The organism is Blastococcus brunescens (assembly GCF_035320885.1).
GTDB lineage: Bacteria > Actinomycetota > Actinomycetes > Mycobacteriales > Geodermatophilaceae > Blastococcus_B > Blastococcus_B brunescens.
Genome location: NZ_CP141261.1, coordinates 4,216,318 through 4,228,816, shown reverse-complemented (window position 1 = coordinate 4,228,816; position 12,499 = coordinate 4,216,318). Strand labels below are relative to the sequence as shown.

Below are 12,499 nucleotides of genomic sequence, written 5' to 3'. Positions count from 1 at the left end.
CAGTGACATATCCGCGCCGCGCCCGCATAGGCATCAGCGATCTGACGGTCAAGTATGGCAACGTCGTGGCCGTCGATGATGTCTCGTTGGAGATCGAGCCGGGGAATTCGTCTCGCTGCTCGGACCCTCGGGGTCCGGTAAGACGACGATCCTGAAGACGGTGGCGGGATTCGAGTCTCCGGCCGTCGGCCGGGTCACCGTCGATGGAACTGTGATCAACGATCGGGCACCCCGCTTCCGGAACTTCGGGATGGTGTTCCAGAACTACGCTCTGTTCCCGCACATGAACATCGAACGCAACGTCGCCTTCGGGCTGCGAACCCGGAAGATGTCCAAGCGGGAAGCGCTCCTGGCCGTCGGCGAGATCCTGGAGCTCGTGGGTCTGACCGACTACGCCACGAGGTACCCCGATCAATTGAGCGGTGGCCAACAGCAACGAGTGGCGCTGGCGCGGGCGATCGTGATCCGACCGCAACTGTTGCTGATGGACGAGCCTCTGGCAGCGCTCGACCTCAAGCTGCGTCAGCAGCTCCAACTGGACATTCGGCGGATCCAGCAACAGCTCGGGATCAGCACGCTGTACGTCACTCACGACCAGGAGGAGGCGCTCACTCTCTCGGACAAGGTCGTGGTGATGGCTGACGGGCGTATCTCGAGCCAGGGGCGACCTCACGATGTGTACCACGAACCGACAACGCACTTCGTCGCGACCTTCGTCGGGAACAAGACCGTCATAGAGGTGGATCCGGACGCGGCGGCGTCGGGCCGCGCGTCTGGTCTGCCAGGTCAGCTCGGTACGGTCGAGCTCGGACGCGATACCACGCGCGGCCGAGTGTATGTGGTCCTTCAGCCCGAGGACATCGAATGCTCGCGTCACGAGGTCGAAGGGTCGGTCTCGGGAATCGTCACCGGCCGCCGCTTCCTGGGCAAGATGGGTCTGATCACGGTGGCGACCGAGCATCACGCATTCCATGTCAATGACCGTGAACTCGACGCCCAGCAGGGGAGACCGTCTACCTCGCATGGAGGTCCGACAACGCCCACGTGATCCACGAGGAGCGTTGAGTGCGCGAAGAAAGAATGCCTTCGCCGCAGTCACCAAGACGGCGGACGGCAGCCGGACGCCCAGACGGGGAGTGGTGCCGTCCGGCAGATGTGGTCGTGGAGGATCGCCGGCGTCAAGGTTGCGCCGTTGCTCCTGCTCTACTTGGTCTTCTTCGTCATCCCGCAGATATATTTCTTCAGGCTCGCGTTCTATCGGCCCGGCCTCTACGGCGAGGTGACCGGCCCGGTCGGGTTCGACACCTTCGCGGGAGTGCTCGGAAGCGAGTTCTACCGGTCAGCCATTGGGCAGACAATCCTGTTGTGTTCTCTCGTGACGGTATTCGCACTGCTGCTTGCTTATCCCGTCGCCTACCTCATCGTCCGCTTCAAACGCTTGGGTGGCTTCCTCTTCACGGTGACGGCCGCCACCATGTTCAGCAGCACGGTTGCCATGATTCTCGGATGGCGCGTCCTGTTGTCCAGAGACGGCCCGGTCAACACGCTCCTGGTGGGTTCCGGCCTCATAGACAGCCCCTGAACGTGAGCAACAACTTCACCGCGGTCGTGATCGGTACTGTCCACGCGGTTCTGCCGATCGCCGTGATCGGACTGATGCCTGTCATGCAGCGGGTGCCGGCGAGCCATGTCATGGCGGCGCGCAGCCTGGGTGCCAGTGAATGGACGACCTTCTTCCGCATCTTCCTGCCGCAGACCGTCAATGGGTGCGTGGCCGTCGGGATGCTCGCGTTCGCGACCACGGCGGGGGCGTTCACCACACCGGTGCTGCTCGGCGGTGGCCGCGTCGGTGTGCTCTCGATCCTCATGTACTCGGACGCCACCACGGCGCTGAACTATCCGCGCGCCGCGGTACTGGCGGTGATCCTCTTCGTGATCGTCCTCCTCACCGTGGCGGTATCCCTGGGCTACGCGCGGCTCAGAGTGGGAAGAAGGGAGAGGTCCTCGTGACCGCGACGGAGACAGGTGCTCGCCGCACGTTGCCGGGCGGCTCCACCGCGCTCGTCGGCGAGGTCCCCGAGCTCCGACCGGGTCGGGCCCAGTGGATTCTGGACCGTTTGTCCCACTCGGTGGTGTGGATCGCCGGCCTGCTGTCGGTGATCTTCTTGCTGGCACCCATGGTCATCATCGTCATCGCCTCCTTCAACCGGGCGCCGGCTCTCGACGTACCGCCACGGCAGTGGACTCTGTCCGCCTACGCGAACATCTCGCCGGCGTTGTACGAGGCCTTCGTGCTGAGCCTTCAGTTGGCCGCCATGGCGGCTGCGCTGAGTGTCGCACTCGCAGTGCCGGCAAGCTTCTGGGTGGCCCGGACCCGGGGGTGATGCCACGGATCGTGGACACCTTCTTCCGCAGCCCGCTGCAAGTCCCACAGATCATCCTCGGAATGGCCCTGTACCAGTCCTACGTGATGTACCAGGTGATCAGTGGGGCGTCTCTGCGTGGAACCTTCCTGGGGCTGCTGGCCGCCCACGTCATCCTGGTGACGCCCTATGTCATCGTCACGTGTGTCGCCAGCATCGAAGGACGTGGTCAGGACCTGGAGCTCGCGGCCGCCAGCCTCGGTGCCTCACCTTTCCGCGTCTTCGTCCAGATCAGTCTGCCCGTCATTCGGCAGGCACTCATCGCGTCCGCGGTGCTAGCCATTCTCATCAGCTTCGACAACGTGCCCCTGTCGCTCTTCTTGGCCGGCGGTGGTGTCACACCTTTGCCGGTCCAGCTGTTTGCACTCAGTGAGCAGAATCTGACACCGTCGCTCTACGCCGCCGCGACACTGACGGTCGCCTTCTCCATAGTCATCACCATTCTCCTGGAGAAGTTCGTCGGACTGCGCAAGGCGCTGCAGCGCTGACCCGTTCGTCTCCGCGAGGAGGGGCGGTCCTCAGCGAGCGGCTTACCACTCCGAGTCATCAACCGTCGTTGCCGGAGCCGCCACCGGCCGGCCGAAGCATGCCAGCGTCAGGAGAACGATTCATGAGTGAGTTGCAGGCAGCGATCGCGAACGGGGACGCAGATGCGGTCTCCATCGAGGCGCGGGCGGCCACGCTGCTGGGCGAGCAGCGCCGGCTGTTCATCGGTGGCGAACTGGAGGAGGCCAGCGGTGGACGTACGTTCTCCAGCATCAGTCCCTGGACCGAGGAGGAGATCGCTCGGGTTCCGGACGCCGATGCCGGCGATGCGACTCGGGTCGTGGACGCCGCTTCTGCCGCCGCGCCCGGCTGGCGTGCCGTGCCGGTTTCGGAGCGGGCCCACCTGGTGCAGCGGGCGGCCGATGTGCTGGAGGAGCGGCTGGACGACTTCGCCCTCCTGGACACCGCGGATGCCGGGTCGCCGATCACGCTGGCTCTACAGGACGGGTGTGCGGCCGTGAAAGCGATCCGGCGACTCGCCGGCATCGCGCCGGAAGTGCGCGGCGCCACGATCCCCGCAACGGGAAACCTGCACCTCACGGTCCGGGAGCCCTACGGGGTGACCCTGCGCATCGTGGCCTACAACCATCCGTTCATGTTCGCGGCTACCAAGATCGCGGCCCCGCTCCTGACCGGTAATACCGTCATCATCAAACCCTCGGAACTGGCGCCGCTCTCCGCGCTACTGATGGGCGAGGTGCTCAAGGACGTCTTTCCGCCCGGTGTCCTCTCGGTGGTGACCGGTCGGGATGCCGCACTCCCACGGGCGATGGTGCGTGACCCGAGAGTGCGGCGGATCGGCTTCATCGGGAGTGCACCCACAGGGCGGTCCATCCAGCGGGACGCCGCTGACGGGGCCGTCAAGCACGTGACCCTGGAACTGGGTGGCAAGAACGCGCTCATCGCCTATCCGGACGTGGACCCCGCCGAGGTCGCCCGCGCCGCGGTCGAGGGCATGAACTTCACGTGGTCGGGTCAGTCCTGCATGTCGACCTCCAGGCTGCTGGTGCACGAGTCCATCGCAGACGAGGTGGTGGCCCGTGCCGTGGACATCATCGAGGCACGCCGATCCGGCTCGCCGTTCGATCCCAGCAGTGAGCAGGGGACGATCGTCTCCCGCGGTCAGCACGACAAGATCCTCGATCTGATCGGACGCGGGGTCGCCGAAGGAGCCCACGTACGGACCGGCGGTCGGCGACCGGACGGCTGTGAGCAGGGGCTGGTCATCGCGCCCACGGTGTTGGACCACGTCCGTCCTGGCCAGATCATCGAGCAGACGGAGGTTTTCGGCCCGGTGCTGTCGGTGGTCCGGTGGGGGACGGCGATGATCCCGTGGCGATCGCTAACGGCGTCGAGTACGGACTGACGGCGAATGTCTGGACCAATGACGTGACCCGCGCGATCACCGTCGCCCGACAGCTCGACGTCGGATATGTCTGGATCAATGGCTGGCCGCGACTCTTTCCCGGTGTGCCCTACGGGGGCGTGAAGAATTCCGGGGTCGGCCTCGAAGACGGTCTCGAGGAGCTCGAGAGCTACACGACCTCGAAGGCGATCAACGTCATCCTCGGGAGAACGGCATGAGCTCTGAAGCGCAGGTCGAGTGGGGAGCGATGCCATCGCCGAGGCGCTGCGGCAGTCAGGGTGCCCTACATCACCCTCAACCCGGGGGCGAGCTTCCGCGGCCTGCACGACAGCCTCGTCAACCATCTCGGCAATCAGCAGCCGGAGATGCTGGTGTGCCTCCACGAGGAGCATGCCGTGGCCATCGCGCACGGGTACGCGAAGGTCACCGGCGAGCCCTCGGCGTCCTGCTCCACAGCAACGTGGGGCTCATGCACGCCTCGATGGCGATCTTCAACGGCTTCTGCGACCGAGTGCCCATGCTGTTGATCGGTGCCACCGGGCCGCTGGCGGCCGACAGCCGGCGGCCCTGGATCGACTGGATCCACACCGCCTCCGACATGCCGGCTCTCGTTCGGGATTTCGTCAAGTGGGACGATCAACCGACCACCGTCCGGGCGTCGGTCGACTCCATCTTGCGGGCCAACCAGTTGACCCGCGCCTATCCCCATGCGCCCACGTTCGTCTGTGTCGATGCTGCCGTGCAGGAGCAGCGGGTCGCCTCCTGGAAGTCCCGCGATGCCCGCAGGTATCGGCCCCCTCGCGATCCGCTCCGGACGCGGACGCGGTCGTCGAAGCGGCGGGTCTGTTGGCCCGCGCCTCCAGCCCGGTCATCCTGGCCGGGCGCGTGAGCCGTGACCCGGAGGCATGGCGGCGTCGGATCGAGCTTGCCGAGCGCATCGGGGCCCGGGTGGTCACCGATCTGAAGATGGCGGCCGCCTTCCCCACGGACCACGAGCTGCACGGGGGCAGCCCGGGCAACGTCCTGACCGGCTCCGATCGGGCGATGCTTTCCGCTGCCGATGTGCTGCTCGCGCTGGAGTGGGAGGACCTGGGCGGGACGCTGGCCACGGCGTTCGGCGATCGTGAGCCCGACGTCACGGTGATCGCCGCCGGCAGCGAGCATGAACTGTTCAACGGGTGGACGAAGAACGACTATGCGCTCGCCCCCGTCGACATCTCACTGAACTGTCATCCCGACGACGCGGTGCACGCCCTGGCCTGCGCGTTGCGCGTGGACACCGTTCCACGCGAGATGCCGCACGGCTCGCCGTCCGCGGAGCGGGCGCAGCCACCCTCCGACAGCGGCGGGCGCCGCGCTACGGTCGCCGAGTTGGGACAGCGCCTCCACGCCGCGGTGGGCCACCTGCCGACGACCCTGGCACACGTGCCGACATCCTGGCAGGCCGAGTACTGGCCGATGGGCGAGCCGCTCTCCTTCCTGGGTTCCGATGGTGGTGGTGGGATCGGGTCCGGACCCGGGATAGCTGTGGGGGCGGCCTTGGCGTTGAAGGGCAGTGGTCGCTTCACGATCGCGGTGCTGGGCGACGGCGACACCCTCATGGGACTCACTGCACTGTGGACCGCCGCGCGCTACGAGATCCCATTGTTGGTGGTGGTGGCGAACAACGGCTCCTACTTCAACGACGAGCTGCACCAGGACAGGATCGCGATGGTGCGGGGACGGCCGCGGGAGAACGCCCACATCGGCATGCGCACCGAGGAACCGCAACCGAACATCGCGGGTATGGCGGAATCCATGGGGCTCGTCGGTATCGGGCCTGTCGGCTCCCTGGACGAGGTCGACGAGGCCCTTGCCCGCGCGGTGGAGCAGGTCGAGGCAGGCCGACCCGCCGTGGTGGACGTCTTCGTCGGGCGCGGCTACCCCTCCCACGCCGGGGCCGGCGTGCTCAGCGAGCGCCCAGGCGTGAGCGGGTGACGGCTGGGCCGGCCGATCAGCGCGAAGCGCGAAGAATGGCGCCGCAGACGGGGCGCTCGACGAGCGCCCGAGCCGGTGTGCCGTTCGGGACCTCGGTGTCGGCCGAGCTGCTGACGTGGGCGGTCACGAATGACGAGGTCGCCTGTGGCCAGGCTTGATCGCTGTGCGAGCATCGATGATCTCCGGTCGCTGGCCGAGGCGCGCCTGCCGACGGGCATCTTCGAGTTCCTCGACCGAGGGCCGAGGACGAGATCGCGCTTCGGGAGAACCGACGTGCCTTCGAACGGGTCCGCCTCGAGCCGCGGTACCTGGTCGATCTGCGAGATCGCAGTCTGGGAACGAGCATCTTCGGTCTTCCCGTGGCGGCCCCTTCGGGATCGGGCCTACCGGGGCGGCTGGGCTGCTCTGGCGTCAGGGAGAACTCGCCTTGGCGGAAGCGGCCGCTGCCGCCGGTATTCCGTTCACGCTGGCTACTCCGTCGATGACGTCGATGGAGACCGTAGCCGCAGTCGGCGGCCGTCAGTGGTACCAGCTGTACCTCTGGGAGGAAGTCAGACACTCGTACGAACTCATCGCCCGCGCCCGGGACCTCGACTTCGAAGCGCTGGTGGTGACGATAGACCACGGGTTGGGGCATCTGCGGGAACACAATGTGCGCAACGGCTACCAGTTCCCGTTCCGCCCGAACGTGGTGGCCTTCCGGGACATGGCTCGCCATCCGCGCTGGCTCTACGACGTCATCCTGCGCGCCGGCTTGACGACGGGGTTGCCGGCGAACGTCAACTACCCCGAGGGGTATCGCCGCATCGTGGCCCTCGATACGGGGACGGCCCCGACTCCACCGATGAAGATCTCGATGACGTGGGGCGACCTGGAACGGATCCGCACCATGTGGCCCCGAAAGCTGGTGGTGAAGGGCGTGATGAACCTCGGTGACGCCCGACGCGCTGCGGCGCACGGAGCGGATGGGGTCGTCCTGTCCAACCATGGCGGTAGGGCGATGGACAGCTCGCGCGCCCCACTCGACGTGCTGCGCGAGGTGGCGCCTGAGCTGGGCGGGTCCGTGACGGTGATGGTGGACGGAGGTGTCCGTCGCGGTAGCGACGTGCTCAAGGCGTTGGCACTCGGCGCTGATTTCGTGCTGCTAGGACGAGCGACGCTGTACGGGCTGGCGGCCGCCGGCCGATCCGGTGTCGACAAGGCCATCGAGATCCTGGGCGACCAGTTCGAGAAGACGATGAGCTACGTGGGCTGCTGCCGGCCGACCGAGCTGGGCAGGCACGTTCTCGCAGAGTGAAGTTCCCTCGGGTCCTGCCCCTAGGAGTCCGCTGGCATCTCCGGGTCATTCCGACCCGTGGCGCAGGCGATCTGGCGCGACGATGAGGTCATGCTGGGCCTTCCCCGGGCCCAGCACGGGGGCGATGGACGCCGAGCAGTGGTCGGAAGGTCTGCCGTCAGGGCGTGGCTTCGTCGGCGATGGTGTTGCAGGCTGGACGCGGTGCCACGCAGGACGACGTGACCCGGTCGATCGCACCCATCCGCCGGGTCCACGGCGCAGCGCGGCCCGCGCGACCGCTTCGGCGTCGATCGGGAAGGACACGCCCGGTTGGCGGCCACCTCGGCAGGCGCCAGCCGGGAGGGCGTCGATCCGCTCTTCGAGATGGCACTCGTCCGCCGCAGGTCGCGGCTCCATCTCTCCAGTTCCGCGAGCCTGGCCCCATCAAGGGTCGTGGTGTCCGGCCGGCGGGCCACCTGATCCCGGCCTGGTCACTCAGGTGCGCCGCGTCCCGGGATCGATCCACAGCCGGTTTCGGACCCGCCCGGGCCCCTCCCGGCCGGGTTGCGCTCGCTGCCGCCATGGCGCACCTCCTCACCTGGATCGAGTGTCTCGAGCAGACCCGGGGCGGGACGCCCCGATCAGCGCCCGCTCGGTGCGGTGCGCCCACAGGGCCAGCGCCGCGGCTACCGCTGCTACGCCGGCAGCCGATCCCCAGGCGACCGTCTGTCCGGCGTGGTGGAGCACGAGGCCGAAGATCACCGGGCCCACTGTCGCGCCCGCTGAGGTGCCGGCTTGGACGGTCGCCGTGGCCCTTGTCGTCGCAGATCCTGCAACCCGGCCGACCACGTAGTGGACCAGCCCCGGAAAACCCCATGCGCCGCCGAACGCGAGCAGGCATCCGATCACGAACGTCAAGCGGGCGTGGTGGGCCATGGCGAGCAGGCCGACCGCCCCCGCGGCGAGCATGATCGAGACCATCCGCATCGAGCCGCCGATGCCTCGGTCCGCCGCCGCTCCGACCGCGAGACGACACGCGGCGCAGATGACGCTGCCCGCAGCGAGGAGCAGGCCGGCCTGGGCGGGCGGGATGTCGTGCGCCACCGCCGACAGCACGACGAAACCACCGATGGAAGTGTTCTGCGCCGCCGCCAGTCCGGTCGTCAGAGCCGTGATGCGCAGGAATCTGCGCAACAAGGGGGTAATGGGGCGGGTCGGTGCGCCCGTCGGGACGCCATAGGTCGCCTGTGCTGCCGTCCGCGATCGACTCCCCGCAGCATGAGTAGCGGGAGCAACGCCAGTACCGCCGCGGACACGAACGCCCACCGCCAACCCACGGTCACGGCAAGGGCGGGCACTGCGAGGCCCGCAAGCAGTGTGGCGAGGGGAATGGCTGCCTGTTTGATGCCGAATGCAAGGCCGCGCCGGCGGGTCGGCACAGCTTGTGTGAGCAACATGTTGCTGTACGGGTGGGCCGCCGCGTTGGCGACGCCGGCCACGGCCAGAGTCGACGCGAGCCACCACGCCGACCAGCCGAGCACCGCTGTACCCATCAGGCTGAGAGAAGCCAGCACGGCACAGAGGCCCAGGCCGGTGCGGACCCCGACGAGGTCGCCGAACCGTCCCGCGGCGACGGAGAACAACGCGGACGTCCCCCAGAAGGTCGCCACGATGGTCCCGATCGCGGCGCTCGAGAGGTCCAGGTCCCGCCCGATCTGCACGGACAGCGCGCCTACGAGGTAGACGGGAAGGGCGCCGACGGTGGTGGCACTGGCGGCCGCCCCGACGGCGTTCACTCCCCGCCGCCGATCGAGCAGGGAGCGGTCAGCCACTCGTGGCCCTTCTCGTCCGTTCTGTGCGTTGGCCGCCAGCCGAGGGCTTCTGGAGCACGGGGCGACGTGGCTCGCTGACCCTAGTCTGCAGTGCGGCGTCCCGATCAGCGATCCGGTCGACCCGGCTGCGCGGGAACACGCCGATGGCAGCTGCTGACGCGTTCTGTGGCGCCGACTACGGCACCTGAACGGCCGAGCGCACCAACACCCGAAACGGCCGCCAGGCTGCTGGAGCGCCGCCGCTGGCGCCGAGAGCGAACCGCTGTCGTCGCGATCTGGTTGCCTGCCCGGGGAGCGCCCGGCGGATGGCGGAGCTCGTCGAGTCTCTGGCAGCACGCGACTCCCGGAGTCGCAGGTCAGTGCGAGGACCGAGGATCTCGGCGCGCACGTCGTGGAGCTTCCGGCACCGGTAGCTGGGCGCCACTTCGTGGCTGATCGTCGCCGCGGACGCGCGCGTGCGCCAGGTGTCGGAGGGTGGCAGGTGATCAACGCGCTCGCGACGACGCGCGGGTGAACGGCGACGAGACTTGGGAGATCCTGGGTCTCCAGGTCACCTCCATCGCGGACGGTGCCGGGCCGGCCGGCATCCATCTGCGGGATGACCGCCCGCGGCCTCCCCGCGGCACGGTCCCTCCCGTTGACTTATGAACGATCATTCGTCAGTCTGGGATGCATCAGCGAGCAGAGCCGCCATGCTCAGCTGCTGGGCCGCGGCGACGTTCGGAAGTATGTGTTCCATCGTGACCGCGCTCCGCTCGAGAAGATCGTCGGGGCTCGCAACGCTCTTCCGCGTTGACCCGGTCACCTACCTGGGGAGACATTGCATGCGTCTGCATCTCACCTTCGCCAGCTCACGCAATCCGCGCGTCGCTGGTGTCCTGGACGACCTGTGCCCAGTCGAGGGTGTCGATCTGACTCCGTGCGAACTGCAGGCGCCGGACATCTTCTGGCGTCAGTTGCGTTTCGCCGAGTTCGACATCTCCGAGATGTCGCTGTCCTCGCTCCTGATGTTGCTGGACCGCGGCGACGACACGTGGGTAGCGCTCCCGGTCTTTCCGGACCGCCGCTTCTTCCACACGTTCGCCATGGTGCGCACCGACGCGGGAATCTCGGAGATCTCCGACCTCAAGGGTCGCCGGGTAGGTGTGCCCGACTACCAGCAGACTGCGGCGCTCTGGACGCGCTACGCCCTTTCGGCGTTCTATGGCGTCGAAGCCACGGACATGCAGTGGTTCATGGAGAGGACCCCAAGCTCAGCCACGCGGGCGGCGTCGGTTATACCGGCCCGGAGGGCGTGTCCATGGAGTTCATCCCCGAGGACGAGAGCATCGGCTCGCGGCTCACCGACGGCACGCTGGACGCCGCCATCGTCTACGAGCCGGCGCTCCTGTTCAACGACGAGCCGACTACGGTCGACCGCAGCCCGGTGACGTTGCCGCCCTCGGTGGCCACGTGGATGTTCCCGGACCGCGTGGCGGAGACGAGCCGCCGCTTCGACGAGGTCGGCTTCACTCCGGCCAACCACTGCATCGTCGTACGCCGTGCGCTGATCGATCGGCACCCCTGGTTGGCACTCAACCTCTTCGAGGCGTTCCGCGAGAGCAAGCGTCGCTACGAGGAGAGTCTGGTCGCCGGCCTGACCCTGCACACCTCGATGGGCTACGCGACGTTCATCCGTGACGGCGAGATCGTCGCGGACCTCTACCCCTACGGCGTCAGGCAGAACCGAGCGATGCTCGAGAAACTCGTGGCCGAGTCGCATCGGCAGGGGCTCAGCCGCGGGTCGGTGCCGTTGGAGCGCATCTTTGCGCCTGCCACCCTCGAGCTGTGACGCGAGCGTCGTTCGGTACGAGGCATGCCTGGACTCGACCGAGGTTCATGCGATGCTCACGGAGCCGCAGCCCCGTGGCGGAGCTCGTGATCGGCGGTCCAGGGCCGCAGCGGGACCCAGAGCGGCCGGCCCGTCCGTGTTGATCGACCTGCGGCGGGTGTCCGCGCTGACGGAGCCGGGGCACGTGCAGCGGGCCGTGCTCCGGACCACGGCGGCGCCACTCCCTCCGTCTTCCGCCACGTGCAGGCCAGCGTGACGTGACACCCGGGTATGGAAAGCGTCGCCCGGGGAGGCTGCCGGCGGCGAGAACAGGTTGCGGCTCGACGCGGCATCGCCAGCTCCAGCTCCGTCCGCGGCGTCGTGCGGCGAAGCTGCACGGCGTCGGGCTCGGCACCGGTGTGTCCGTCGACGAGGCAGTCACCGATGTCGGCCTGCACCAGGGCCGCACGGACTCGACGGAGACGTCGCACTCGGCGGCGACATCGGCCTGACTCCGGGCACCGCGGCGGGCGACCTCCACGACGTCACGCCTGAACTCCGGCGGGAACTCCTCTCGGTCACAGCGACATCCTCTCCGGGAGGAAGGAGCAGACCGAGTGTCGACCGATGTCGCAGCAGTCCCGTCTGATGGACGCCGAGGGCGTCCGCCGAGAAGCGAGTGGCACGGCGTCGACGAAGACACCTGGCCCGTCAACCAGGGAGTGTCTCGGAGAGGCTCGGGCAAGGACCCCGTCGGAAGTGGATGGTCATGTTCTCCAAGGTGTTGGTCGCGAACCGAGGCGAGATCGCGGTGCGGGCGTTCCGCGCGGCCTACGAGCTGGGCGCCGAGACGGTTGCAGTCTTCCCGTGGGAGGACCGCAACTCCGTGCACCGGCTCAAGGCCGACGAGAGCTACCCGATCGGTGAGGTGGGGCATCCGGTCAGGGCGTATCTGTCGGTCGACGAGATCATCGGTGCCGCCCGGCGGGCGGGCGCGGATGCCGTCTACCCGGGCTACGGCTTCCTGTCGGAGAATCCGGAGTTGGCCGAGGCGTGCGTGCGCGCGGGGATCACCTTCGTCGGCCCGCCCGCGAAGGTGCTGGAGCTGACCGGCAACAAGTCGCGGGCGATCACCGCGGCGCGGGAGGCTGGTCTGCCGGTGCTGGTGTCCAGCGAGCCGAGTGCTGACCTCGTCGCCCTGCTGGCCGCTGCGGAGTCGTTGCCCTTCCCGTTGTTCGTCAAGGCAGTCGCTGGCGGCGGGGGCGCGGC

The 12,499-nt window shown here is 68.0% G+C and carries 12 protein-coding genes and 5 pseudogenes; 13 read left to right on the top strand and 4 right to left on the bottom strand.

Annotation, left to right across the window (positions count from 1 at the left end):
* Window positions 1-109 precede the first annotated feature (109 nt).
* The 10 genes and pseudogenes from U6N30_RS28480 to U6N30_RS28430 all read left to right on the top strand — a co-directional run.
* Window positions 110-1,048, top strand: a pseudogene (locus U6N30_RS28480) (ABC transporter ATP-binding protein); the annotation flags it as partial.
* Between the two features lie 144 nt (window positions 1,049-1,192).
* Window positions 1,193-1,582, top strand: coding sequence for a hypothetical protein (locus U6N30_RS28475; protein WP_324274909.1), 390 nt, complete (start codon window positions 1,193-1,195; stop codon window positions 1,580-1,582).
* A 2-nt stretch (window positions 1,583-1,584) separates the two neighbouring features.
* Window positions 1,585-2,010 (top strand): ABC transporter permease, encoded by a 426-nt coding sequence (locus tag U6N30_RS28470; RefSeq protein ID WP_324274908.1) that lies wholly within the window; start codon window positions 1,585-1,587, stop codon window positions 2,008-2,010.
* On the top strand, window positions 2,007-2,384 hold the full coding sequence (locus U6N30_RS28465) for an ABC transporter permease subunit (RefSeq protein WP_324274907.1): 378 nt from the start codon (window positions 2,007-2,009) through the stop codon (window positions 2,382-2,384). Before U6N30_RS28470 ends, U6N30_RS28465 begins: the two co-directional genes overlap by 4 nt.
* 11 nt (window positions 2,385-2,395) lie before the next feature.
* Window positions 2,396-2,911: an ABC transporter permease gene (locus tag U6N30_RS28460; protein ID WP_324274906.1), complete on the top strand. Its 516-nt coding sequence runs from the start codon at window positions 2,396-2,398 to the stop codon at window positions 2,909-2,911.
* Window positions 2,912-3,009: 98 nt separating this feature from the next.
* A pseudogene (locus U6N30_RS28455) lies at window positions 3,010-4,553 on the top strand (aldehyde dehydrogenase family protein).
* 60 nt (window positions 4,554-4,613) lie between these two features.
* Window positions 4,614-4,862, top strand: coding sequence for a thiamine pyrophosphate-binding protein (locus tag U6N30_RS28445; RefSeq protein ID WP_324274903.1), 249 nt, complete (start codon window positions 4,614-4,616; stop codon window positions 4,860-4,862).
* Entirely contained in the window at window positions 4,817-5,224 is a 408-nt protein-coding gene (locus U6N30_RS28440; RefSeq protein WP_324274902.1) for a hypothetical protein, read from the top strand. The genes U6N30_RS28445 and U6N30_RS28440 overlap by 46 nt, the downstream gene beginning before the upstream one ends.
* Window positions 5,221-6,312, top strand: coding sequence for a thiamine pyrophosphate-dependent enzyme (locus U6N30_RS28435; RefSeq protein ID WP_324278518.1), 1,092 nt, complete (start codon window positions 5,221-5,223; stop codon window positions 6,310-6,312). The genes U6N30_RS28440 and U6N30_RS28435 overlap by 4 nt, the downstream gene beginning before the upstream one ends.
* A 251-nt stretch (window positions 6,313-6,563) precedes the next feature.
* A pseudogene (locus U6N30_RS28430) lies at window positions 6,564-7,609 on the top strand (alpha-hydroxy acid oxidase).
* A 573-nt stretch (window positions 7,610-8,182) separates the two neighbouring features.
* Here the strand turns inward: U6N30_RS28430 and U6N30_RS28425 are convergent.
* The 3 genes from U6N30_RS28425 to U6N30_RS28415 form a co-directional block, all read right to left on the bottom strand.
* A complete protein-coding gene (locus U6N30_RS28425) occupies window positions 8,183-8,785 on the bottom strand; it encodes an MFS transporter (RefSeq protein ID WP_324274901.1) in 603 nt (200 codons plus the stop codon).
* Entirely contained in the window at window positions 8,752-9,420 is a 669-nt protein-coding gene (locus U6N30_RS28420; RefSeq protein ID WP_324274900.1) for an MFS transporter, read from the bottom strand. Before U6N30_RS28420 ends, U6N30_RS28425 begins: the two co-directional genes overlap by 34 nt.
* 851 nt (window positions 9,421-10,271) lie before the next feature.
* Window positions 10,272-10,496 (bottom strand): hypothetical protein, encoded by a 225-nt coding sequence (locus U6N30_RS28415; protein WP_324274899.1) that lies wholly within the window; start codon window positions 10,494-10,496, stop codon window positions 10,272-10,274.
* Here U6N30_RS28415 and U6N30_RS34775 point away from each other — a divergent pair.
* The 3 genes and pseudogenes from U6N30_RS34775 to U6N30_RS28405 form a co-directional block, all read left to right on the top strand.
* Window positions 10,428-10,586: pseudogene (locus tag U6N30_RS34775) on the top strand (hypothetical protein); the annotation flags it as partial. The gene U6N30_RS28415 and the pseudogene U6N30_RS34775 sit on opposite strands and share 69 nt — an antisense overlap.
* Before the next feature lie 62 nt (window positions 10,587-10,648).
* The gene (locus U6N30_RS28410) at window positions 10,649-11,251 is read left to right on the top strand and encodes a hypothetical protein (protein ID WP_324274898.1); all 603 of its coding nucleotides are present in this window, start codon (window positions 10,649-10,651) and stop codon (window positions 11,249-11,251) included.
* 742 nt (window positions 11,252-11,993) lie between these two features.
* A pseudogene (locus U6N30_RS28405) lies at window positions 11,994-12,272 on the top strand (biotin carboxylase N-terminal domain-containing protein); the annotation flags it as partial.
* Here U6N30_RS28405 and U6N30_RS28400 read toward each other — a convergent pair.
* A complete protein-coding gene (locus tag U6N30_RS28400; RefSeq protein WP_324278626.1) occupies window positions 12,245-12,472 on the bottom strand; it encodes a hypothetical protein in 228 nt (75 codons plus the stop codon). The pseudogene U6N30_RS28405 and the gene U6N30_RS28400 overlap by 28 nt on opposite strands.
* Between the last annotated feature and the right edge of the window lie 27 nt (window positions 12,473-12,499).

Coding starts and splice junctions, on each gene's coding strand:
- U6N30_RS28440 (WP_324274902.1), top strand. CDS start 4,817: ATGGCGATCTTCAACGGCTTCTGCGACCGAGTGCCCATGCTGTTGATC.